General features: G+C 36.6%; 19 protein-coding genes and 6 pseudogenes. 19 read left to right on the top strand and 6 right to left on the bottom strand.

Annotated elements, in window-relative coordinates:
- Positions 1-44 precede the first annotated feature (44 nt).
- Entirely contained in the window at positions 45-701 is a 657-nt protein-coding gene (locus ARADI_RS13260; RefSeq protein WP_119712332.1) for a DedA family protein, read from the bottom strand.
- A 587-nt stretch (positions 702-1288) separates the two neighbouring features.
- Here ARADI_RS13260 and exbB point away from each other — a divergent pair.
- Both exbB and exbD read left to right on the top strand, forming a co-directional pair.
- Positions 1289-2020 carry a tonB-system energizer ExbB gene (gene exbB / locus ARADI_RS13255; RefSeq protein ID WP_439647121.1) on the top strand — a complete coding sequence of 244 codons (732 nt, stop codon included), beginning with the start codon at positions 1289-1291 and terminating at the stop codon, positions 2018-2020.
- Between the two features lie 6 nt (positions 2021-2026).
- Positions 2027-2454: pseudogene (gene exbD, locus ARADI_RS13250) on the top strand (TonB system transport protein ExbD).
- A 1152-nt stretch (positions 2455-3606) separates the two neighbouring features.
- Here the strand turns inward: exbD and rdgC are convergent.
- Positions 3607-4513 (bottom strand): annotated as a pseudogene (gene rdgC / locus ARADI_RS13245) (recombination-associated protein RdgC).
- Between the two features lie 625 nt (positions 4514-5138).
- Here rdgC and ARADI_RS13240 point away from each other — a divergent pair.
- From ARADI_RS13240 to ARADI_RS13230, 3 genes are all read left to right on the top strand, one after another.
- Positions 5139-5369, top strand: a complete 231-nt coding sequence (locus ARADI_RS13240; RefSeq protein ID WP_119712331.1) for a hypothetical protein — start codon at positions 5139-5141, stop codon at positions 5367-5369.
- Between the two features lie 45 nt (positions 5370-5414).
- A complete protein-coding gene (locus tag ARADI_RS13235; protein ID WP_119712330.1) occupies positions 5415-5672 on the top strand; it encodes a hypothetical protein in 258 nt (85 codons plus the stop codon).
- 268 nt (positions 5673-5940) lie between these two features.
- Positions 5941-6114, top strand: a complete 174-nt coding sequence (locus ARADI_RS13230) for a hypothetical protein (protein ID WP_182853254.1) — start codon at positions 5941-5943, stop codon at positions 6112-6114.
- A 501-nt stretch (positions 6115-6615) separates the two neighbouring features.
- Here ARADI_RS13230 and ARADI_RS13225 read toward each other — a convergent pair.
- Positions 6616-7212, bottom strand: a pseudogene (locus tag ARADI_RS13225) (nitroreductase family protein).
- Positions 7213-7488: 276 nt separating this feature from the next.
- On the opposite strand from ARADI_RS13225, the gene phoB reads away from it, so the two are divergent.
- From phoB to brnQ, 3 genes and pseudogenes are all read left to right on the top strand, one after another.
- The gene (gene phoB, locus ARADI_RS13220) at positions 7489-8133 is read left to right on the top strand and encodes a phosphate regulon transcriptional regulator PhoB (protein ID WP_119712361.1); all 645 of its coding nucleotides are present in this window, start codon (positions 7489-7491) and stop codon (positions 8131-8133) included.
- A gap of 97 nt (positions 8134-8230) precedes the next feature.
- Positions 8231-9506: pseudogene (phoR, locus tag ARADI_RS13215) on the top strand (phosphate regulon sensor histidine kinase PhoR).
- Positions 9507-9892: 386 nt separating this feature from the next.
- A complete protein-coding gene (gene brnQ, locus ARADI_RS13210; protein ID WP_119712329.1) occupies positions 9893-11203 on the top strand; it encodes a branched-chain amino acid transport system II carrier protein in 1311 nt (436 codons plus the stop codon).
- Positions 11204-11639: 436 nt separating this feature from the next.
- On the opposite strand, the gene ARADI_RS21840 is transcribed toward brnQ, so the two are convergent.
- Positions 11640-11882, bottom strand: a complete 243-nt coding sequence (locus ARADI_RS21840) for an ACP phosphodiesterase (protein ID WP_439647120.1) — start codon at positions 11880-11882, stop codon at positions 11640-11642.
- Between the two features lie 106 nt (positions 11883-11988).
- Between ARADI_RS21840 and queA the strand changes: the two are divergent.
- The 11 genes and pseudogenes from queA (at position 11989) to pgpA (ending at position 21905) form a co-directional block, all read left to right on the top strand.
- Positions 11989-13054, top strand: a pseudogene (gene queA, locus ARADI_RS13200) (tRNA preQ1(34) S-adenosylmethionine ribosyltransferase-isomerase QueA).
- A gap of 89 nt (positions 13055-13143) precedes the next feature.
- Positions 13144-14268: pseudogene (tgt, locus tag ARADI_RS13195) on the top strand (tRNA guanosine(34) transglycosylase Tgt).
- A gap of 107 nt (positions 14269-14375) precedes the next feature.
- Positions 14376-14708, top strand: coding sequence for a preprotein translocase subunit YajC (gene yajC, locus ARADI_RS13190; protein WP_119712328.1), 333 nt, complete (start codon positions 14376-14378; stop codon positions 14706-14708).
- Positions 14709-14735: 27 nt separating this feature from the next.
- Entirely contained in the window at positions 14736-16583 is a 1848-nt protein-coding gene (secD, locus tag ARADI_RS13185; RefSeq protein ID WP_119712327.1) for a protein translocase subunit SecD, read from the top strand.
- Positions 16584-16594: 11 nt separating this feature from the next.
- Positions 16595-17563, top strand: a complete 969-nt coding sequence (gene secF, locus ARADI_RS13180) for a protein translocase subunit SecF (protein WP_119712326.1) — start codon at positions 16595-16597, stop codon at positions 17561-17563.
- A 105-nt stretch (positions 17564-17668) separates the two neighbouring features.
- Positions 17669-18118, top strand: coding sequence for a transcriptional regulator NrdR (nrdR, locus tag ARADI_RS13175; protein WP_119712325.1), 450 nt, complete (start codon positions 17669-17671; stop codon positions 18116-18118).
- 8 nt (positions 18119-18126) lie between these two features.
- Positions 18127-19236: a bifunctional diaminohydroxyphosphoribosylaminopyrimidine deaminase/5-amino-6-(5-phosphoribosylamino)uracil reductase RibD gene (gene ribD / locus ARADI_RS13170; protein WP_119712324.1), complete on the top strand. Its 1110-nt coding sequence runs from the start codon at positions 18127-18129 to the stop codon at positions 19234-19236.
- Between the two features lie 189 nt (positions 19237-19425).
- Positions 19426-19896, top strand: a complete 471-nt coding sequence (ribH, locus tag ARADI_RS13165; RefSeq protein ID WP_119712323.1) for a 6,7-dimethyl-8-ribityllumazine synthase — start codon at positions 19426-19428, stop codon at positions 19894-19896.
- 23 nt (positions 19897-19919) lie between these two features.
- Positions 19920-20333: a transcription antitermination factor NusB gene (gene nusB, locus ARADI_RS13160; RefSeq protein WP_119712322.1), complete on the top strand. Its 414-nt coding sequence runs from the start codon at positions 19920-19922 to the stop codon at positions 20331-20333.
- 98 nt (positions 20334-20431) lie between these two features.
- On the top strand, positions 20432-21421 hold the full coding sequence (thiL, locus tag ARADI_RS13155; protein WP_119712360.1) for a thiamine-phosphate kinase: 990 nt from the start codon (positions 20432-20434) through the stop codon (positions 21419-21421).
- Positions 21414-21905: a phosphatidylglycerophosphatase A gene (gene pgpA / locus ARADI_RS13150; protein ID WP_119712321.1), complete on the top strand. Its 492-nt coding sequence runs from the start codon at positions 21414-21416 to the stop codon at positions 21903-21905. The genes thiL and pgpA overlap by 8 nt, the downstream gene beginning before the upstream one ends.
- A 73-nt stretch (positions 21906-21978) precedes the next feature.
- Here pgpA and dxs read toward each other — a convergent pair whose 3' ends face one another.
- Together dxs and ispA are read right to left on the bottom strand one after the other, a co-directional pair.
- The gene (gene dxs, locus ARADI_RS13145) at positions 21979-23844 is read right to left on the bottom strand and encodes a 1-deoxy-D-xylulose-5-phosphate synthase (protein WP_119712320.1); all 1866 of its coding nucleotides are present in this window, start codon (positions 23842-23844) and stop codon (positions 21979-21981) included.
- Positions 23845-23959: 115 nt separating this feature from the next.
- Positions 23960-24880: a (2E,6E)-farnesyl diphosphate synthase gene (ispA, locus tag ARADI_RS13140; RefSeq protein ID WP_119712319.1), complete on the bottom strand. Its 921-nt coding sequence runs from the start codon at positions 24878-24880 to the stop codon at positions 23960-23962.
- Positions 24881-24883: the final 3 nt, after the last annotated feature.

Raw genomic sequence — 24883 nt, 5'->3', positions numbered from 1 at the left:
AACCGGGCGATTTTCTTATTCTGGGCGAATAAAATACATACTATTTAACTGCTTTTTTTATGTTTCCGATATACGACAATTGAGCCGATAAATCCGCTAATGAGTAGCAGTATCGGTAAAAATATTAAAATATTCATAACGATATTCTCATGGCGTTTTATAAAAGGAATTTGATTTATTGCGTAACCTAGAGAAACAATGATCCCAATCCATAAGAGGCCACTAAGCCAATTGAATAATTGAAAGCGCCGGTGACTTAAAGTCGAAAGCCCTGCTAAAACTGGCAATAGTGTTCGCACAAAAGCTAAAAAACGACCGATCAAAAGCGCATACCAGCCTTGGTTGTTAAATAATCGGTTTGCACGATCGTGATATTCTTGTGGGATCTGTTTTAACCATTGTTTTACTAAATGAGTATCACTAAGCCAGCGTCCTTGTAAAAAACCTAACCAGTAACCTAAGCTAGCAGCAATAGTTAAAATAATAATTATGGGAATAAAAGAAAGAACACCTTTTGCAATCAAAGCACCGGAAAGAATAAGCAATATATCTCCTGGCAGAAATGCGGCAGGAAGAATACCGTTTTCTAATGCAATAATGGTAAAAAGTACAGCATAAATAATCCATAAAATATCGGGATTATTTAGTTTAGCAAAATCATGATGCCAAATTGCCATCATGATCTCATTAAGAACTTGCATAACTTACCCTGCTAATAACAACCAAATGAAGGATCGATGTAGTTGCCAGTTTACCTTAAAAAACTGAATTATGTTGGATTTATTCAAGTGTTAAGTATAAAAGCCTGTTAGATAAAAAATGTTTATTTGAGAGAAACAAATATTAAAAATGGCAAATATCTGTTGCGATTATCAGTTATTAGAACAAGTCAAATTGCAGCAAAACTTATTGATAACAGTTAAATAAATAAAAAATTCATCAAATAGTAATGATAATTACTATCAAATGATTTAATGTCTGGTATGATCACTCAGTTTTTCATAATGTAAGCGTGGTAAATCAAAATTTACTACCAATAAACTAGCTGGCATAAGTTATGATTAGCTAAAAGGATCACATTAAATAACCGAAGAGTGATAGCCAACTGATGCGTAAATTGATAGCTTTTATTTTATTGGCAATGAGTTTGATAAATATAACATTCGTCGAGACAAATCTGGCAGGTCTGTCTGAACAGTTTTAGCCTGTTAATACACTTAATCAGCAAGATATGAGCTAATGAAGAGCAATCGAGCTAGAGAGACAGCTCGCTGCGGAAAAAAATTTAGTGAGTCTACAACAGGAGCCTAATTTATTAACCGCACAAGGAGGATTTGATCAAGATCTTTCGATTTGCAGTATGTATCAGCATACTGACATGGTTGTAAAGGTAGTAATGCTAGTATTAATTGTTGCTTCAATCATTACCTGTGCACTGTTTTTCTCAAAAGGCATCGAATTGATTGGAGCATACCAACAGCTACGAAAAGAACAGCAAAAACTATCTAAAGTAAAATCACTCGATGATGCGGTAGAAATTGCTGCAACATTTAAAAAAACTAGTTTTACTAGAAAATTGTATGATGAAGTTGTGGCAAAAAAAACATTATCAGCTGGCAGTAATGATTTAAATGGAACCAAAGATCGTGCCAGTTTTCGCCTTGAAAGAGTAGTTGCTTCAATTAGTCGTTACATGGGACGGGGTAATGGTTATTTAGCAACTATAGTAGCAATTTCTCCCTTTATTGGTTTATTTGGTACGGTTTGGGGAATTATGAATAGCTTTATTGGTATAGCCCATTCTCAGACGACAAATTTAGTAGTTGTTGCGCCTGGTATAGCAGAAGCTTTGTTAGCCACAACAATAGGACTGGTAGCTGCGATACCGGCGGTGGTTATTTATAATTTATTTGCACGCATGATTAATACTTACCGTGGTCAACTGGGTGATGTAGCTGCTCAAGCGACGGTATTATTAGGTAGAGATTTGGATTTAGCTGATAGTAAAAAAGAAAGGTAAGTGCTTATGGCGATCCGTTTAAACGATGATTTAAATGATAATGGTGAAATGCATGAAATTAATGTTACACCATTTATTGATGTAATGTTGGTTTTACTGATTATCTTCATGGTTGCTGCACCTTTAGCGACAGTAGATATTAAAGTTGATTTACCGGCTTCTGCAGCTAAACCCCAACCTAAACCGGAAAAACAGTTATTTTTAACAGTGAAAGCGAATGGTCAAATGTATGTTGGAGAGCAAAAGGTCTCTCAAGAACAATTGGCATCAGCATTGGATCTAATAACCGGTACAAATAAAGAAACCACTATTTTTTTCAAGCAGATAAAACAGTAGATTATGAAAGGATAATGGATGTAATGAACTTATTACGTAAATCTGGCTATCTTAAAGCGGGATTAGTTGGCATGGAGATGTCACAGGGTACAAAATAGAGTATTGTTAATAATGTCAAAGCTGGGTAATTAAATACCCAGTATTTATTCAATTAGGTTATTAATAAATCAATAGTGTTATATATTTTTATATTTCATGGCCATGTTAATTATATGGTTAATAAGCAATATAATTAATAATTCCAAATTTATTAATGTAGAAAAATAATAAACTATTAATTGAAGTTAAAATATAACAACAAAAAATTTATATTCATATTTTATGTTATTTATGGTTATTAATTTCATTTTTCTTAAGCTAATAAATTGAAAGTAAACATTAGCAATTTTTTACTCATATACTAGTTAAGTTATATATATAATTTTAATGAATGCACTAAGTAAGATCAGTTTTAATGTACAGTATAATTATTTATAAAAAATAAGGTAATTTAACTACGTTATAAATTAAAAAAATAATTTAACAAAAAATATTTGCATCAAAACATAGTTTAATTATAGAACAAATATTAGATATATGAATTATTAATATTAGGGATAATCACTATTGATAGTAGAATCTTTGTATTTATAAATCATTTTTATAAATAATATAGCTATGTTTACAATAGAATTTGTATCTAATTGTACTTATTAGCTAATTAACATATACATTTCCTAAGTTAGTTATAATTTACAGCTATTTTTTAGAAATTTTAATGGGCTGACTGTTTAATAACTACATACAGCAAAGTATATCAATAATATTTAACTTTATTAGGATTAACGTTATCTAGCCAAGATAACGTTTTTTTTGATCTATTTAATATTTTCAATATAAAAATAGGTATATTCAATTCTCTGTTAAGAAAATAAGAAAAATTCTTATTTTCTTTTTAATATATTTATATTATTCATTTTAATAAAACTGCCAGTCTTATATAACTAAAACAGTTATTGCTATTATTTTTAGTGATAAAATTCTAATTTGATAATCATAAATAATAATCTATATAGTTGGCAATTTTGTAATAAAAAATATATAAGTTATTAGAAATAATTATATTTATTCATTTAAACAGATAGAGGTATAGTGATATGAGTTTATTATCATTCAGCCCAGAAAGGGGGTATTTACCTAGTTGATAAAATTAAATTGGCGATTAAAAATCGCCATTCCCAATGGTTTTAGTGCATTAAAAGCTAATCACATTAAGTATTCATTTCTGCACCTAAAGCATCAATTGGTATTTTATCAACGCACTTATTTCGTTTGTCATCAAGATATAATCAGCATCAAAACGTTGGGCAAAATCTGTTTTATCAATATCATCATTTTGTCCTTTTATTAGATCACTAAATTTTAGTCTTTTAACAGTTCCGTCGTCCGAAATAATGAATTGAATACGCTCTTTCCATTCTAATGCTAATTTTGTTACCCGTTTTTTAGCTTCAATATGGGCAATAATTTCATCGTAGCATAAATCTTGTTTTTTACAACGGATCACGCCCTCTTCATCAACAGGTGCTTTTAATTCAGCTTCGTCCGATAAACTAAAACCATTAGTTGGTTGGCCCGAGCGTAGCCACTCAGTTAATGTCAGTTCGATCGGATTTTAATAACTTAAAGGAACAACTGTTAGCGAACCTAATGTTTTACGTAAAAAAGCCAGGTTATTTTCAGCATGCTTAGTACTGGCTGCATCTACGATAATCAAGTTATTGATTATATCTAACCTGATAAGTATGACTGATTTTACTAAAAGCTCTGCGCAAAAGAGCATGAACTACTTTCATCTTTCAATGGATCTTTTTCGCTTTTTTTCAGTTTTCGCGCCTGAGCTGTTTCTAGTTTTTTAATTTTTGCTTGTAACTCTTGTTTAATAACTTGTGCTGGTAGCAGTTTTTCTTCTTTCTGTGCACAAAGTAGAATTTGATTATTAACCGAGTGTATTAGCGCTTCACTGTGAGGTCCCATCGGTGATGTCCAACCTATTTTCATCATATCTTGGCTTCCGCATGGGCTATAAGCCAGTGTGGCAAGTTGTTTTTCAAGCTTATCGACGGATAATGTAAATTCCTCATTTAAGCGGTAGATCATTAGATTTTTAAACCACATCTCAAGGCTTCCTAGTTATTCCATTTCAAAAAATCGTGGCTATAATAACGGATCATACACTTTGACCCTAGTTTTCAATTGCAATTTTTATTGCTTAAGTCAATTTTAATGGGTTTTAACCATCTGGATATGTCACTCTTATCTTAAATAATAATGTATTTATAGTGATAAATTGATTTTAAAATTAAACTTTTACAATACAAGGTAATATTTTATTATCCATTATGATTAAAATAAAATTCTAACAATAAAAGATAAATTTTAATAACAGGAAAAAGAATAAAAAGAACATCTTATTTTATTGATTAAATTTACTAAATAGATTGATTAATTCCAATATAAGGTTTTATGCCAACAAATAGAATATAAATGTAATGTTATTTTAAACATAAAAGTAATTTTTTTATTGTATTTTTACACTTGCTTTATTAGTAACTTGATTATTTTGTTTATTAGTTTATCATTTCATTGGCGGTGATATTTTAATAAATCCTTATTCTTTGTTTATTTTTCAAAATATTTTTATTTATTATTTCAGTGTAAGTTTTTTTAAATTACCTTAAAGCAAATGGATTAACTTTATTATTTGAAGTGAGATTTTTAAATTATTTATTAGCTTAAATTAATGGGTGTTCTTATGGTAATAAAATTAAAACCTATCATAACATTTATTGTTACTTTATCTTTAGCACAGATTACACAGGCAACAAGTATTTATGATGATCAATATATACAGTTTGATATTTATGGACAGATTAGATTAATAAATAGTTGGGATACTGAAAAGAATAAAACCATTATTGGTGATGATGGAAGCCGTATTGGTTTTTATGCCGAGCATAAGTTGCCTCATTAGGTTAAAGTATTTGGCAATATTGAATTAGGTTTAGATACGTAAAAGTTGAATAGTAATAATCCCAACAGTCGGTTTGAACTCTATAATCGGGTTGGATATATTAGTGTTTCCCATGCAGAATATGGTAAAGCACAATTTGGCCGTACTTATATGCCTATATGCCTATATGCCTATATGCCTATATGCCTATATGCCTATATGCTTATCAATTCCGTTGCAAAATCTAATTTAGGTTATAACAATACTGGAGTGCTTTATTTTGCTGATGTACTTGGTCGACCGGTATATCTTCCGGTTTTATAGCGCAACAAAATGGCAATACCATCTATCGTGGTACTGGACAGGATAATTTTACCATACGTTTACCTCATACTATTTTTATAGAAACACCTTCATTTAAAGGCGTCAAGCTAGCAGGCAGTTATTCCAGATCCGCAGAAGGCAGTGTTGAGCCTGATTTCGGTGATATTATTCATGCATATTCATTGGGACTTTTTTATTAGAACGCTTTAGGTTTAGAACTGGCTACTGGTTGGGCAGAAGTGGTAGGTGAAAAAAACCGCAAGACAATATGTTTGCATTGGGTGTCAAATATGTTTTTCCTGATAAAACAGCTTCAATCGGGGTTGATTATGGTCGATTACAATCAACTAATGTTGTTGTTGCAGGACAAAAACTATCGCCAACTGCTGTTACCGGGGATTGGGCGGCTCACCTTTATGGCATGACTGCAAAGTGGTACTGACCTCAATCCGATACAGGGTTATATGCTGGTTATGGACTAAGATCGGGCGATAAAAAAACCTTTGACTATATAAAGTAGACTTATACGTTAGGGGTAGATAAAGACTTTATAGTAATAAAAAGTTCGCTATTACTTTTATATATGGAGATGGCCTATAACCATGTTCATAGTAAAAATCACGCTTACGAAAAAGATAATTGGCTTTTGGTTGAAACCAGTTTACGTTTCTTTTTCTAATCAAATCGGTAAATATTCACCTTATTGGTCATAGCGATTTAGTTTATTAAATAAAAATAAAAATTAATAACAACAGCCATTTTGGCTGTTATTTTTTATTTTTGATTCAATGATCAGAGTTAATATATTTTGCAAACTTTATCTTATTAATTGATATCTTATTGGTATAAGAATGTCACTAAAAAAACATTTAGTTTTGTTACCCTAATGCCGTTTTGCTAATAGTTGTGACTATGGGCAAAATAAATTTTGCCGCAAATTGAGTTAATTTTTTCCAAAGACTTTGAAACGCACGTCATCGTCAATATATGTTTTTTCATTGGCTGGTTGTTTAATTGCACCAAAAACTAATTGAGCGCGTAATTTCCACGAGTTTGGGATATGCCAACTGGCATGCACTTTTTCATCAATTAGTGGATTGTAGTGTTGTAGTGATGCGCCTACTTTTTCTTACGCCAGGCTAGCCCAAACCGCATATTGTGCCATACCACTACTTTGTTCTGACCAAACTGGAAAATTATCGGCATAAAGTGGAAATTTTTGCTGTAATTGTTCGATAATATTTTGCTCTTCAAAAAATAATACCGTACCTGCTCCGGCAGCAAAACTATCGATTTTTTTCTCTGTCGTGGTAAATATCTTTTTAGCCACAATTTCTTTTAGTGTTTCTTTGGTAATGTTATGCCACAGTTTTTTATGTTCATCACCAAATAGAATAACTACACGCGATGTTTGCGAATTAAATGAAGAGGGCGTTTCTTTAACCAATGTAATAAGTCTTTCTTCAGAGATAGGTAATGAATTATTTATATTATAAATAGTTCTTCTTTTTTTCATCATTTCAATAAATTTGTTTAGCATTATATTTACCTTATATTAATAAGGTCATAAATTAATTATTTGTAAATAGGTTATTGATAACTATAATCGGGTCGATAAAAAATCATAGATAAAAATTTTAACCATATCGTTCAAAAATTCAGTTATTAATTAATTTTGTGAATTAGATATCAAATCTCATATTCAGCCTGAAAATTTGCAACTTGACGAAATTCGCTACAATATTTCATAAAATGGTCATAAATATGAAATAATGGCGCCTACTAATTTAATAATGAAATAATGATAGGATCAATCATGGTAAGACGTATTCTGATCGTCGAAGATGAAACCGCGATCCGTGAGATGGTTTGCTTTGTATTAGAACAGAATGGATTCCAAACCATTGAGGCTGATGATTATGATTCAGCTATTGCTCAGCTCATAGAGTCTTATCCGGCATTCATCTTGCTAGATTGGATGATCCAGGGTGGTTCGGGTATCCAGTTTATTGCACATATAAAGCGTGATCAACTGATCCGAAATATCCCGATTATGATGTTAACTGCAAGGGTAGAAGAAGATCGGGTGCGAGGTTTAGAAATTGGGGCAGATGATTATCTGACAAAACCTTTTTCACCTAAAGAGCTGATTGTTAGAGTAAATGTAATTTTGCGTCGTGTTTCAGCTAGGGTTAGCGACAATCTTATTGAAATGAAGGGATTGAAGCTAGATCCTACCTCTCATCGGGTAACAAGTGATACAACGTCAATAGAAATGGGGCCGACAGAATATAAATTACTGCATTTTTTTATGACCCATCCAGAACGAGTTTATAATCGTGAGCAATTATTAAATTATGTTTGGGGTGTGAATATTTATGTTGAGGATCGGACAGTAGATGTGCATATTCGTCGTTTACGTAAAGCACTTGCTGTGGGTGGTCATGACAAAATGATCTAGACAGTTCGAGGTACAAGCTATCGTTTCTCTGTCCGTTATTGATTGTTGGTTATAAGGAAAAGTTGGCGTGCTTGAACGTTTGTCGTGAAAAAAATTAGTGGTTGTTCTGATTTTCTTCTGTTTACCGGCATGTGGATTATCACTTTTTGTTGTGCATCTATCTTGGTTGCTCGTGATTTCATTATTAGCCGCTTTATGTTGGCATAGTTATCATTTACTGAAATTATCTGATTGGCTTTGGCTTGAACGTCGTTTACTGCCACCAACTGGACAAGGTGTTTGGGAACCGATTTTTTATGGTATTTATCAGTTACAACAACGCAATCGTAAACGTCGGCGTGAATTGGTACAGATTATTAGGCGATTTCGGAGTGGTGCAGAATCTTTGCCTGATCCAGTTATTATCATGACAGCAGAAGGTAATATTGTTTGGTGTAACCGTTTAGCTGAATATTTATTGGCGTTTCGTTGGCCGGAGGATAGTGGGCAATCTATTTTCAATTTACTCCGTTATCCTGATTTCAACCGTTATTTTATGTTGGCCGACTATTCTGTGCCGTTTACGATAGCGTTAAATAACAGTGCGATTGTTAAATTTCAAATTATGTCTTATGTTGATGACCAATTATTAATGGTTGCAAAAGACATAACGGAAAAGTTGAAATTGGAAAAATTACGCAGCGAATTTTTTGCTAATGCTAATCATGAATTACATACACCATTAACTGTTTTACAAGGTTATTTGGAAATCATGGATGAGCAAATCGATAGTCATTCGGCTAACAAAAAAGCTTTACACTCAATGCGTGAACAATTGGCACGCATTGATAGTTTAATTAAACAATTATTTCAGCTTTCCCGCATTGAAATAGCACCACATATTAATTTGAATGAGCAGATCAATATTCTAGCAATGCTAAACACAATAAAACAAGATGTAATAAATTTAAGTGTGGGAAAGCATGAAATTATTTTTGATGTGGATAAACAATTACAAGTTTATGGTAACGAAGAGCAACTGAGAAGCGTCATTTCAAATCTTATCTATAATGCGATTAATTATACACCGGTTGGAACATCTATTCACATTGGTTCGCGACAAATTAAACAGGGAGCACTTTTTTATTCGCGATAATGGTCCGGGAATTGCTTCAGTACATTTGACTCGGTTAACTGAACGTTTTTATCAAGCAGATAAATCGCGTTCACGTCGAATGGGGGGTGGTAGCGGATTGGGATTGGCAATTGTCAAACATGCATTAATACACCATCATTCCCAATTAGATATCGAAAGTCAATTAGGTAAGGGGCGGTGTTTAGTTTTATTTATCCCGTCTAGTTTAATTGTAACAACAAAAAATGGCCAAAATTAAATTTCATTTGCTGAATTTTAGTTAAACAGATTGAGTTAAATAATACATTTGCATGAATAGATGTTAGTGTAGTGTTGGTTAAATTTTATGCAAATCATATAACGCATATTGAGTAAACACTAAAACCAATCACTAAATAAAAAATTTATTTCAGATGCTTATTCTGCTTCTGCTTTTTCGATTTACTATTGCCTTTTATCATTATAAAAGTTTTACTTGTAGTCTTTTATTGACGGATTTTTCTATTTTTACTAAATTTATCAGGTTAATTAAATATTTTTATTTGATTAAAAATCAGCTGAGATTAGCGTCAATAAATAATAAGTGGTTTAGGTTTTGCTTTTATTTAAGCTGAATTATAAATAACAACAAATTAACAAATAATTATGGCATATCGTTTAACATTTCGAGATATTTTAGCGTTAGGGTTTATGACCTTTGCGTTATTTGTAGGGGCAGGAAATATTATTTTTCCTCCTATGGTTGGATTGCAAGCTGGGGAACAAGTCTGGACAGCGGCAGCTGGATTTCTGCTAACAGGTGTCGGTTTGCCTGTTATTGCAGTTATTGCGCTAGCAAAAGTAGGTGGTGGCATCGAACAGCTTAGTGCTCCAATTGGTAAATGTGCGGGGTTATTGTTAGCTATTGTTGCCTATTTATCTGTTGGGCCATTATTTGCCACACCTCGTACGGCAACAGTTTCTTATGAAGTCGGAATTGTCCCACTAGTAGGCGGTGTTTCATCGATTTCATTGTTTATCTATAGCTTAGTTTATTTTGCTGTGGTGATAGCTATTTCACTCTATCCAGGACGACTACTCGATAGCGTAGGACATATCTTAGCGCCAATAAAAATGATTGGATTGGCTATTTTGGGCATTGCTGCGGTACTTTGGCCGGCCGGTGAACCCATTATATCAACGCCATCATATACTGAAATGGCATTTTCTAATGGTTTTATTAATGGTTATTTGACAATGGATACCCTGGGCGCGATGGTGTTTGGCATTGTTATTTTTAATGCTGCCCGTTCACGCGGTGTCGAAAATTCTGTTCTTTTAACCTGTTATACCATGTGGGCTGGATTAATTGCCGGCGTGTTATTAACATTGGTTTATGTTTCACTGTTTAAATTGGGTGAGAATAGCGGCACGTTATTACCTAATGCCAGCAATGGTGCTGATATTTTGCATGCCTATGTGCAACATACTTTTGGTAATTTTGGTAGCTTTTTCTTAGCGATACTTATTTTTGTTGCTTGTCTGGTAACTGCGGTTGGACTCACTTGTGCTTGTACGGAATTTTTTGCGCTTTATGTGCCGATTTCTTATCGTAAATTAGTCTGGATACCTGGCATCTTTTCTATGGTGATCTCGAATTTAGGATTGAGTAAACTGATTGAATTTTCTATTCCTGTATTAATTGCAATTTATCCACCATGTATTGTATTGATTTTAATGAGTTTTACTTTGAAATGGTGGAAGTGCCCATCCAGAGTAGTTGCGCCAACTATGTTGACCAGTTTAATCTTTGGCTTATTAGGTGCGATGAAATCTTCTGAGCTTTTGCAAGCATTTATTCCTGATGTTGCGAAGAAATTACCAGTTTATGTTCATGATTTAGCCTGGTTGGTACCTTCATTAATCGTTTTAGTGATTTTTGCACTCTATGATCGTATTAGCACTAAACAACACTGATATAAAGCGAGATATATAAAGAGTGTTATTTAATCTGTAATAAACCCTAGCCTCTAATCAGCTAGGGTTTATTTATTTTCATTAACGGCGCTCTTTTTTCTGATAGAGTTTCGGCAAAAGCGATCATTGCTGGATAAAGTTGCAAAAAAAAGCAGAAAAATCGTGGTAATGCAGAATAAAATCATCAAAGGAGCCAATTAAATTAACCAGTTTAGGACGTTTGCGCGCCATACTGTTTTTAATACATTATTAATATATTCAGGTTCTGCATAATGCAGCAGCCAATTTTGTGACCATAAATACTCATTTAATTCTTGAAATTTTTCTGGGGTATATCATATAGGTTTAGTTCAATTTGCTGGCGAGCATAATGAACAAATTGGGGTAGAGTCTGTTTTGCTTCAATTTGATCCTAATATAAAGCGAGAAAATGATCTCAAACTAAATCGAGAGTGATCGCTGCGACTCGGCGGTATGGCGGTCGAAAAAGTTGCTTGGCATTAATCACAATGGGATGCTGATCGGTGAATTTATCTACCTGACGATGCATTCTGATCCCGGCCACAACATCTGGTGAATACAAGCCTTCAGGATCACCGCGAACGAAATCCGCCATTAAATTTCCTAATAAGGAACTTTGTGCTCGTTGAGCTAAATGTAAGTGTGCAAGAAAATTCATAGTGTCATTATAAGTGAATTTTTAATTTTCGTGATGCTTATTTGTTACACTGTTTTTATTGCCGCACTAGACTAGTGCGCTTGTTTTGATCAAATAGTGTAAGGAAATGCGTGTCTCTAATTTTGCTTTTAAATTACCTGATGAGTTAATAGCCCATTATCCCTTAGCCAAACGTAGTCATTGCCGACTACTCTCTTTAAACGATTCAACAGGTGAACTGGCACATGGTATATTCACTGATATTGTTGATAAATTAGAATCAGGTGATTTGTTGGTTTTCAATAATACTCAGGTAATACCGGCTCGTCTTTATGGTCGTAAAATGTCTGGCGGCAAAATTGAAGTATTGATTGAACGCATATTGCGAAGTCATTGGGTGTTGGGCATATTCGTGCTTCTAAAGCACCCAAGGCATAAACCGAATTATTATTAGGTTATGATGAAAGTGTCAAAGCCATTATGTTGGCAAGACACGATACGTTATTTGAAATTGATTTTCAGGATAAGCGAGATGTGTTAGCTATTTTAAATGATATTGGCCATATGCTATATTACCACCTTACATTGACCGCCCTGATGAAGAGGCTGATAGAACGCTTTATCAAACGGTTTATGGCCAACGGCCTGGTGCTGCGCCGCCGGCAGGATTGCATTTTGATGAATCTTTACTAGCGGCGCTGCAGCAAAAAGGGGTAGCAATGGCGTTTGTGACGCTGCATGTTGGTGCCGGCACTTTTCAACCTGTGCGGGTGGTGAATATTGCTGAACATACCATGCATGCAGAATATGTTGAAGTATCGCAACAGCCTGTTGATGCAATATTGGCGTGTGAAGCTAGAGGTAAACGGGTTATTACGGTTGGTACAACTTCGATTCGATCATTAGAAAGCGCGGCTTGTGCATGTAAATAAGGTATTATTGCCCCCTTTTTTGATGATACTCGAATTTTTATTTACCCAGGCTTTCATTTTCAAATTGTTGATGCATTAATTACTAATTTCCATTTACCTGAGTCTACTTTGATTATGTTGGTATCTGCTTTTACTGGTTATTAAAATACGATGAATGCCTATCAACAAGCAATCGCAGAAAAGTACCGTTTTTTTAGTTATGGTGATGCCATGTTTATCACGCACAATTCTAAAGCAGAGAGTAAAAACGTGTCTAACTAGTTGTTAACTATTAAATTGATATCAGCAATTTATTTAACTGAATATGTAATTAACCCATCAGACTGTTTTTCTGATGCTAGAGAGGCAAAGTGAAATATGAATTACAAAGCCAAAACGGCCAAGCTCGTCGTGGTCGCTTGATTTTTGAACGTGGGATTGTAGAAACGCCTGCTTTTATGCCGGTTGGCACTTATGGTACAGTCAAGGGGATGACGCCAGAAGAAGTTAAACAAACCGGTGCTCAAATCCTGTTAGGCAATACTTTTCATTTATGGTTGCGTCCTGGACAAAAAATAATAAAATTACATGGCGATCTGCATGATTTTATGCAATGGCAAGGACCAATTTTGACTGATTCCGGTGGATTTCAGGTTTTTAGCCTTGGTGCTATGCGTAAAATTAAAGAAGAGGGCGTTTATTTTCGCAATCCAATCAATGGCGAAAGGGTTTTCCTGAGCCCTGAAAAGTCGATGGAAATTCAGTACGATCTTGGTTCGGATATTGTTATGATTTTTGATGAATGCACACACTATCCGGCAGATTGGGATTGGGATTATGCCAAAAAATAGATGGAAATGTCTCTTCGCTGGGCAAAATGTAGTCGCCAACGATTTGATGAGTTAGCTGATAAAAATGCGTTGTTTGGCATTATTCAGGGCAGCGTTTACCGGGATTTACGTGATATATCCGTAAAAGGCCTGGTCGAGATTGGTTTTGATGGTTACGCTGTTGGTGGTTTAGCAGTCGGGGAACCTAAAGCGGATATGCACCATATTTTAGAGCATGTTTGCCCACAAATTCCGCAAAATAAACCACGCTATTTAATGGGGGTCGGTAAACCAGAGGATCTGGTTGAAGGGGTTCGGCGCGGTATTAATATGTTTGATTGTGTAATGCCAATCCGAAATGCTCGGAATGGCCATCTATTTGTCACTGAAGGTGTAATTAAAATCCGTAATGCTAAATACAAATCGGATACTTCGCCGTTAGATGCCCATTGTGACTGCTATACTTGCTCTCATTATAGCCGTGCTTATTTACATCATCTTGACCGATGTAATGAAATTCTTGGTGCTAGGCTTAATACCTTACACAATTTGCGTTATTATCAACGACTAATGGCTGAAATTCGACAAGCGATTGAAAAAGGTCAATTTGAGGCTTTTGCAGTAGAGTTTTATCGACGGATCAATAAATTGATTTCATCAAACTAGAGTATAATTTCAGTCGTGCTAATTGAATCAAATCAGTGTAGGATTTATAGGCTAGGATTAATTTTTTGAGCTAGAAATATTGTTTTAATCACAATGAGGAAATTTTGATGAGTTTGTTTATTTCTGAAGCAGTCGCTTCAGCTGGTGGTCAAGCACAAGGAAACCCATATTCTTTGATCATCATGTTGGTTGTTTTAGGATTGATTTTTTATTTTATGATCTTACGCCCACAGCAGAAGCGAGCTAAAGAGCACAAAAAATTAATGAATTCTATTGCTAAAGGTGATGAGGTACTAACAACCGGTGGATTAATTGGCCACGTCACTAAAGTATCTGAAACCGGTTATATTGTTGTTGCATTAAATGACACCAATGAAGTAACCATTAAACGTGATTTCGTTGCTGCTGTACTTCCAAAAGGTACAATGAAATCTATCTAATTTCTGATTTTCCCGAAGGGAATTGCCGTGCTAAATCGTTATCCTTTGTGGAAGTATTTGATGCTGATTGCTGCGTTGCTTATCGGTTTGCTGTATGCGCTTTCCAATCTTTATGGAGAGGATCCGGCTGTTCAGATTACTGGCGTGCGCGGAACCGCAGCCAATGAACAGACTTTGGATCAAGTTCGCAATATTTTAAAGAAAGAGAAAATCGAAAGTAAATCAATTGCACTGGAAAGCGGTGTAATCCTTGCTCGTTTTAATAATGCATATGTCCAGCTACATGCCCGCGAAACCTTAGTTGCCGGTTTAGGGGAGCAATATATCGTAGCGTTAAATCTGGCACCTGCAACCCCTCATTGGTTAAGAGCATTGGGCGGTGAACCAATGAAACTAGGGCTAGATTTGCGTGGTGGCGTTCACTTCTTAATGGAAGTGGATATGGAAACAGCATTAGGTAAATTGCAAGAACAGAATATGAATGGCCTACGTAGTGATTTATGTGAAAAAGGGATCCCATATTCAACTATACGTAAAATAGATAATTACGGTGTTGAAATTCGTTTTCGTGATGATAGTGGGCGCTCTCAAGCGGAATCTTATTTGACACCACGTTATCGCGATTTGGTTTTTACTGCTGGTAACAAGAATCTATTAACGGCAGTAATGACAGATGAGCGGATCCGTGAAGCACGTAATTATGCAGTATCACAAAATATTAATATTATCCGTAATCGTGTTAACCAATTAGGCGTTGCTGAACCATTGGTACAAAGTCAGGGCGCTGATCGTATTGTCGTTGAATTACCAGGTATTCAAGATACGGCGCGAGCAAAAGAGATCCTTGGTGCTACTGCAACGCTGGAGTTTCGCTTAGTAAATGTCGGCATAGACAGTTCGGCTGTTCAACGTGGCCATATTCCAGGTGATTCTGAGATAAAATATACTCGCAATGGTGAACCTGTTGTTCTTTATAAACGTGTTATTTTGACAGGCGATCATATTACTGATTCGACATCGGATTTGGATGAAATGGGCAGTCCGCAGGTAAGCATAGGTCTGGATAGTGCTGGTGGCTCAATAATGCCTGATTTTACCCGTGATAATCAGGATAAATTGATGGCAACCCTATTTGTTGAATATAAAGATAGTGGGCGAAAGGATGCCAATGGTCGTGCTATTTTGGTAAAAGATGAGAAAGTCATTAATGTCGCCAGAATTTCTGCCCGCTTTGGTAGCAAATTTCGTATTACTGGTATTAGTAATCCAACTGAAGCTCGTCAATTATCTTTATTATTACGCGCGGGCGCATTAATTGCACCTATTCAAATTGTTGAAGAACGCACAATTGGGCCAACATTAGGATTGCAAAATATTGAGCAAGGAATGGAAGCATTATTAGCCGGTTTGCTAGCTCTAGTTCTATTTATGGTCATTTATTATCGCAAGTTTGGTCTGATTGCCAGTTCTGCATTGTTAGCAAACTTGATCCTCATTATGGGGATTATGTCGCTATTACCGGGGGCCACTTTAACCATGCCGGGAATTGCTGGTATTGTTTTAACGCTTGCTGTTGCCGTTGATGCGAATGTGTTGATTAATGAACGTATTAAAGAAGAATTAAAGAATGCTCGTTCGATACAGCAAGCGATACATGAAGGTTACAAGGGGGCATTTTCCAGTATCTTAGATGCGAATTTGACAACTGTGATCACGGCAACCATTTTGTATGTGGTAGGCACACGCTCAATTAAGGGTTTTGCTATTACTACGGCGATTGGTATTGCCACTTCCATGTTTACTGCAATTGTAGGAACACGTGCTATCGTGAACTTATTGTATGGTGGTAAACGTATTAAAAAGCTGTCTATTTAAGGAGCGTGGTTGTGGCGCAAGATTATACAGTAGAACAGTTAAATCATGGCCGTAAAGTTATCGATTTTATGCGTTGGGATTGTTTAGCTTTTGGTATCTCAATTGCTTTATTTATTCTTTCGGTTACGGTTATTTCATTGAAAGGATTTAACTGGGGATTGGATTTCACCGGCGGGACTGTTATTGAAATTAATCTCAGTCAACCTGCGGATCTTGATAAAATTAGAGCGAGTTTAGCGAATAATGGCCATCAAGAGCCGTTGATTCAAAACTTTGGTAGTAGCCGAGATATTATGATCCGATTGCCTCCTACTGAAGGCGTGGCAGGTCAAGAAATCGGTAAGTCCATTATTTCAGTCATTAACAAAAATGTTGATGATCAAGCAACGGTTAAGCGCATCGAATTTGTCGGGCCGAGTGTCGGCAGTGAATTATCTCAAACAGGTGCAATGGCACTGTTAGCTGCTTTGATTTGTATTTTGATTTATGTAGGTTTCCGCTTTGAATGGCGTCTGGCTGCTGGTGCAGTAATATCATTAGCGCATGATGTGATCATTACATTAGGCATTGTATCACTTTTTCAGATTGAAGTTGATATGACTATCGTTGCTTCATTAATGTCGGTCATCGGTTATTCATTAAATGACAGTATTGTTGTCTCTGATCGTATTCGTGAAAATTTCCGCAAGATCCGCCGCGGTACTTCTTACGAAATAGTTAACGTTTCATTGACCCAAACATTGAGTCGAACACTTATTACATCAGGAACTTCTTTATTAGTGGTATTGATGCTCTATCTTTTTGGTGGGTCAATACTGAAAGGATTTGCTCTAGTTATGTTAATTGGCGTGACGATTGGAACCGTTTCTTCTATTTATGTTGCTTCTGCTCTAGCATTAAAGATGGGCATGAAACGAGAGCATTTGCTTCCTCCTAAAGTAGAAAAAGAGGGAGCGGATCAACATTCTCTGCTGCCGTAAAGGCGAATTTTGTTAACTTACACCCTGTTAGATTACGCTAGCAGGGTGTTTTTCATTGATAGCTGAGTTAAACTGAAAAACCGGACCCTAAAATCAGGAAATTTTATGCATTGCCCATTTTGCACCGCTGTAGATACCAAAGTGATTGATTCACGCCTGGTTGGAGATGGTTCGCAGGTTCGTCGTCGTCGACAATGTCTTGAATGTCATGAGCGTTTTACTACTTTTGAAGTGGCTGAATTAGTCATGCCGCGTGTGGTAAAAAGTGATGATGTACGTGAGTCATTTGATGAACACAAACTTAGACGAGGTATGCAAAAAGCATTAGAAAAACGCCCGGTAAGTTCCGATGATGTGGAAACAGCTATTAACAATATAAAATCGCAGCTTTGCGCAACCGGAGAGCGAGAAATTCCGGCGAAGATGATTGGAAAAATTGTCATGGATGAGCTGAAAAAGCTGGATAAAGTTGCTTATATACGTTTTGCTTCGGTATATCGTAGTTTTGAAGATATTCGTGAATTTGGCGAAGAAATTGCTAAGTTACAGGATTAATAGTAAAAATGACTACGTTTGATAAGCAGTTTATGAGCCGTGCGTTGTCATTGGCCAAGCAAGGACGATTTACTTCCTCACCAAACCCGAATGTAGGCTGTGTCATTGTACGCAATGGTGAAGTTGTGGGTGAAGGTTTTCATTGCAAAGCAGGCGAGGCGCATGCTGAGATTCATGCATTACAAATGGCGGGTGAAAAAGCGAACGGAGCAACTGCTTATGTCACATTAGAACCTTGCAGTCATTATGGTAAAACGCCACCTTGTGCGGATGCGTTAATTAGAGCAGGTATTCGGCGAGTTGTTGTGGCGATACAAGATCCAAATCCACAGGTTGCAGGACGTGGTTTACTTAAATTACAGCAGGCTGGCATCGAAGTATTACATGGTTTACTAATGGATGAAGCTGAACAATTAAATCAAGGCTTTCTAAAAAGAATGCGAACAGGTTTTCCCTATGTTCAACTTAAGTTAGCCGCATCACTTGATGGGCGGACGGCCCTTGCATCAGGTGAAAGTAAATGGATCACTTCGCCAGTAGCTCGCCAAGATGTACAAAGTTTCAGGGGCCAGGCGAGCGCAATCTTGACTACCAGTGCTACTGTTTTAGCTGATAATCCAGCTTTGAATGTTCGTTGGACAGATTTTGCGCCTGAGCTACAAAATATTTACCCTAAAGAGCGTCTTCGACAACCAATAAGAATTGTTTTGGATAGTGATAATCAAGTAAAACCAGAACATATTATAACAAAATCAGATGGTGAATGTTGGCTTATTCGCCCTAATCCCATATTGCAAAATTGGTGTGGTGATGTTGAGCAAATCGCTATCCCAACCTACGAAAAAGGTATTGATTTAGTTTTGTTGATGATGCAGCTGGCTAAACGTAATATTAATTCAGTTTGGGTCGAAAGCGGTCCAACACTTGCTGGCGCTTTGTTAACACTAGGATTAGTTGATGAATTGATTGTTTATATTGCACCTAAAATTTTAGGTGGAACCGCAAGAGAATTAATTAATATTCCAGCATTACAAAAATTGAAAGATGCACCTGCATTTGAATTTATTAATATTGAACTTATTGGACCTGATTTACGTTTAACACTTCGGCCATTGTGATGTCATATTTATTAACTGATTAGCTTAATATAGCAAAGCAGTATAGTTAAAGTAATGTAACATTTAATTGATTAAATTTAGCGTTCCTGATGACTGTTTTAAAGTTAGCTAAATTCAGCAGCGCAGTATAGAAAAGAATATGATAAAATTGTCGTTTCTGTAAAGAATAATTAATATTTAAGGAAGGCTATGAAGGTAATAAAAGGTACGGTAGCAGGACCTAAAGCTCGTATAGCAATCGTTGTTGCACGTTTTAATCATTTCATCAACAATAGCTTGCTGGAAGGCGCTATTGATACCTTGGAACGTGTTGGCCAAGTTGCAAAAGAAAATATTACGGTAGTTTGGGTGCCAGGTGCTTATGAACTGCCTTTAACGATTAAAACATTAGCAGAAACCAAAAAATATGATGCAGTTGTTGCACTTGCTAGCGTTATACGTGGTGCAACCTCACATTTTGAATATGTTGCCGGTGAGTGTAGTGCTGGACTTTCTAATGTTGCGATGACAAGCAATCTTCCTGTTGCCTTTGGTGTATTAACCATCGAGGATATTGAGCAGGCAATTGAGCGCGCAGGTACAAAAGCGGGAAATAAAGGTGCAGATGCTGCATTAGCTGCACTAGAAATGGTTAATGTAATTCAAGCCATTAAAGGCTAACTATTTTATTTAAGGGGAATTTTGTGAAACCTGCTGCTCGTCATCGCGCGCGTGCGTGTGCTGTTCAGGCGATTTATTCTTGGCAATTATCGGGTAATAGTATTGCTGATGTTGAAGTGGAATTTTTATCTGAACAGGATATGTCAGATGTTAATGTAACTTATTTCCGTGAACTACTTAATGGCGTTTCAACTCATGTGTTAGAACTGGATAAAAAAATGGCTCCTTATCTTTCTCGTCAGCTTGGGGAGCTTGGTCAGGTAGAGAAAGCGGTTTTACGTTTAGCGATGTTTGAACTCTGTTATCGTGATGATGTACCTTATAAAGTTGCTATTAATGAAGCGATTGAATTAGCAAAAGTTTTTGGTGCCGAGGAGAGTCACAAATTTATCAATGGAGCGCTCGACAAAGTTGTTGCTACTGTGCGTAAGAAGTAATGGTGTTCAGGCTTTTCGAATAATCTAATGTTTATTTTGATTATAAGGTGCTGTGATAGCCTTATAACAATAGGAGCATGGTATATTGGAATATTATTATGGTTTGTGGCGAATTTGATATCATGGCGCATTATTTTAATCGTCAACAGCAAAATCGGCATGACGTTAATATCGGTATTGGTGATGATTGTGCATTGATAACAATACCGGAAAGACAGCAATTAGCGATTACTACCGATACACTAGTTGCAGGTATCCATTTTCTTGATAGTATTTCACCTGAAGATTTAGCCTATAAATCTTTGGTGGTTAATTTAAGTGATTTAGCCGCTATGGGAGCCGATCCTGCCTGGGCTTCTCTGGCGTTGACATTGCCACAAATCAATGAAGATTGGCTGGCAAGATTTAGTTCTAGCCTATTTGAACAGCTTAATTACTATGAAATGCAACTTATTGGTGGAGATATAACACGAGGGCCAATGAGTTTAACCTATACAGCCCATGGTTTGATTCCGACAGGAAAATCGCTAACCCGGTCTGGAGCCTGTCATGGTGATTGGATTTATGTTACCGGAACATTGGGTGATAGTCCTGCAGGCCTTGCGATTTTACAATCACAGCTGGTTGTCGATGATGTAAAAGATCGTCATTGGTTGATTCAACGTCATTTAAGGCCACAGCCTCGTATTTTGCAAGGGCAGGCTTTACGTCATCTTGCTTCTTCAGCGATAGATATTTCTGATGGCTTGATTTCTGATCTTGGACATATTCTCAAAATCAGTGGCCGTGGCGCTAAAATTAAATTAGATTCTTTGCCACTATCAGAGGTATTGCGCAGACAAGTTACTTCAGAACAGGCGTTAACCTGGGCGTTAAGTGGGGGAGAAGATTATGAGCTGTGCTTTACGGTGCCTGAGATAAACCGTGGTGCATTGGAGTCAGCGCTAGCGCATACTGGGGCAAATTTTCATTGTATCGGCCAGATCACACCAGAATCAGAAGGCATTCGCTATTTTTATGGGAATAAAGAGGTTTCACCTAATTTAACTGGTTTTGATCATTTTATTGTGGAAGCTTGCTATGATTGATGCAAAATCTCGTTTAAAGCTATCAAATCACTGGCATCTATTGGCAACCGGATTCGGTAGTGGTTTATCACCCATCATTCCTGGAACCATGGGATCGTTAGCTGCTATTCCATTTTGGCTACTGATGTATTGGTTATTACCCGTTTTGTTATGTTGGTTTATTATTTTATTTGGTTTTGTTGTTGGTATTGTTATTTGTCACCGGACATCCGATGATATACAAGTTTACGACCACGGTAGTATTGTGTGGGATGAATTTATTGGCATGTGGATGACCCTGATGGTGATACCGTTAGTTAGTTGGCAATGGGTATTGATAGCGTTTGTGCTTTTCCGCTTTTTTGATATGCTAAAACCTTGGCCTATAGGTTGGTTTGATCGGCAAGTAGGTTGCGGGCTAGGTATTATGCTAGATGATATTATCGCGGCTATTTTTGCTATGGTTATCTTGGCTGCGCTTGCACACTGGTTACCCGTTTTATAATGTAAGTGAGTTATACTAAAAATCAAAAGTGCTTGGTAAACCGATGCTTTTGATTTTAAATATATTTATTAATTTATTTGGCGTAATAGTTGTTAATTGATTTTACAATTCCTTCCGCATTAAGCCCTAATTCAGCCTGAATTTCTGTTTGATTTCCTTGTGCGATATAGCGATCAGGCAAGCCGAGGTTAATGATAGGCATAATGTTATGGGCTTTTAATAAAAATTCATTAACGCCGCTACCGGCTCCCCCCATAATTGCATTTTCTTCTAATGTGACTAGTAGCTTATGGTTGTGAGCTATTTCCAATATCAATGTTTCGTCCAACGGTTTTACAAACCGCATATCGACCACGGTGGCATTAAGTAATTCTGCGGCTTTCATCGCTTCACTAAGTAATGTGCCAAAATTTAGGATGGCAATTTTTTTTCCATGTCGGCGAATTATTCCTTTACCGATTGGAATTTTTGCTAAAGGTTGTAGAGTGGCGCCAGAGCCTGTTCCTCTTGGATAACGAACCGCAACTGGGCCATCCTGATAGTGATAACCCGTATGTAGCATTTGCCGGCATTCGTTTTCATCACTGGGCGACAGAATGATCATATCAGGTAGACAACGTAAAAACGATAGATCGAAAGCACCTTGATGGGTTTGTCCGTCGGCACCAACAATGCCTGCTCTATCTATAGCAAACAGGATAGGTAATTTTTGAATGGCTACATCATGGATCACTTGATCATAGGCGCGTTGTAAAAAAGTAGAATAAATAGCAACGACAGGTTTATAATCTCCAATGGCAAGGCCAGCAGCAAAAGTCACAGCGTGTTGTTCTGCAATAGCAACATCAAAATATTGTTTGGGATAGGTTTTGGAAAATTCAACCATTCCCGATCCTTCTCGCATGGCTGGTGTGATAGCCATCAGTTTAGGATCATCGGCTGCTTCTTGGCATAACCAATCGCCAAAAACTTGTGAAAATGTTAATTGGCTATTATTGTTTTTTGGAAGGCTAAAAGTTGCTGGATCAAATATAGGCACCGCATGCCAGCTGATAGGATCTTTTTCGGCGGGCTCATACCCCTTGCCTTTTTTGGTCATGATATGTAAAAACTGTGGGCCTTTTAACTCACGCATGTTTTTTAATGTTTGTACTAATGTGAGTACATCATGGCCGTCAATGGGACCAATGTAGTTAAAGCCCAGTTCTTCGAACATAGTACTAGGGATCACCATGCCTTTAAGGTGCTCTTCGGTTTTCTTTAACAATTCTTTGATTGAAGGAATATTGGAAAATACCTTTTTCCCCCCTTCACGTAAACTAGTATATAGATTGCCTGATAGCAGTTGCGCTAAATGATGATTTAACGCCCCAACGTTTTCTGAAATTGACATTTCATTATCATTGAGGATCACTAACATATCTTTATGAATGTCACCAGCATGGTTCATTGCTTCAAAAGCCATACCTGCGGTAATGGCGCCATCACCAATAACACAAACCGTTTTACGATCCTTATTTTCATATTCAGCAGCTACCGCCATGCCAAGTCCAGCACTGATAGAAGTCGATGAATGACCGACACTGAGAATGTCATATTCACTTTCTGATCGCCAGGGAAAAGGATGTAAACCATTTTTTTGTCGTATGGTATCAATGCGGTCGCGGCGGCCAGTTAAGATCTTATGTGGATATGCCTGGTGGCCGACATCCCAGATAAGATTATCAAATGGGGTTTTATAGACATAGTGTAAAGCGACAGTGAGTTCAATGGCTCCTAATCCGGAAGCAAAATGTCCACTGGAACGGCTAACACTATTTAATAAAAATTGTCGCAATTCTTCGCATAATTTGATCAGACTTTCTTTTGGTAAAAGTCGCAATTCTTCCGGCGTTTCTATTAATGCTAAAGTTGGATAGGAAGTGATATCAATGCTCATGTCTGCCCATTAAGTAATTGTTTTTTGTTTATACCCATGACGCTGTAGTAGGCCGCCAAAATATTATTTTGAATTTTTATTACTGGTAAAATATTCTGTTTCTTAATCAAGAAAATTAGCTTTTTCGTTCGATAATAAAGTGTGTTAAATTTTGTAGTGTTTCCGTATTTAATCCATACTGTTGTTCTAACATATAAAGCGCATCCAGTGCTTGTTTAGATAAATTGTTTGCTTTTTTTTGTGCTTGTTCAACACCGATTAATGATGGATAGGTGCTTTTTTTATGTTTTTCATCAGATCCCTGATTTTTACCTAAAGTGTCTGTATCACCAGTAACATCAAGAATGTCATCATGGACTTGGAATAGCAGTCCAATCGCATTAGCATAATTATCTAATAATGGTAGTAATTTGTAGTTTTGGCTGCCAGCCGAAAATGCACTCATTCTGATGGCAGCACGAATTAAAGCGCCGGTTTTATGATGATGAATAGATTCTAAGGTCGCTATATCAATTTGTTGACCTTCTGATTCCATATCGAGCGCTTGACCACCACACATGCCGGCTGCTCCACTAGCAGTAGCCAGCTCAGCTATCATTGCCAGCCGATTAGTATCACTAATATCAGGCATAGCGGAACGAGATAAGATGTCAAAGGCAAGTGTTTGCAGGGCATCCCCAGCCAAAATGGCATGAGCTTCACCGAAGGAAATATGGCAGGTAGGTTGGCCACGACGTAAATTATCGTTATCCATTGCGGGTAAATCATCGTGGATTAATGAATAAGCATGAATACATTCAACGGCCACAGCAGGTACATCCAAGTTTTCCACGGCAACATTTAACATATCACCTATAGCATAAACTAAAAAAGGTCTTAGTCGCTTTCCACCAAGTAATGTGCCATATTTCATCGCCGTGACCAGTTGACTTTGATTAACCGGTAGGCTCTTGAATTGTTTTAGTAGTGTTTTATTGACGCGATCTTGTACCCATTGGTGTTGATCCGCAAAAGAAAGTGTCACTATTTCAGACATGAT

This window comes from Arsenophonus endosymbiont of Aleurodicus floccissimus (genome assembly GCF_900343025.1).
Lineage (GTDB): Bacteria > Pseudomonadota > Gammaproteobacteria > Enterobacterales > Enterobacteriaceae > Arsenophonus.
This window is presented reverse-complemented; position numbering and strand designations above follow the sequence as displayed.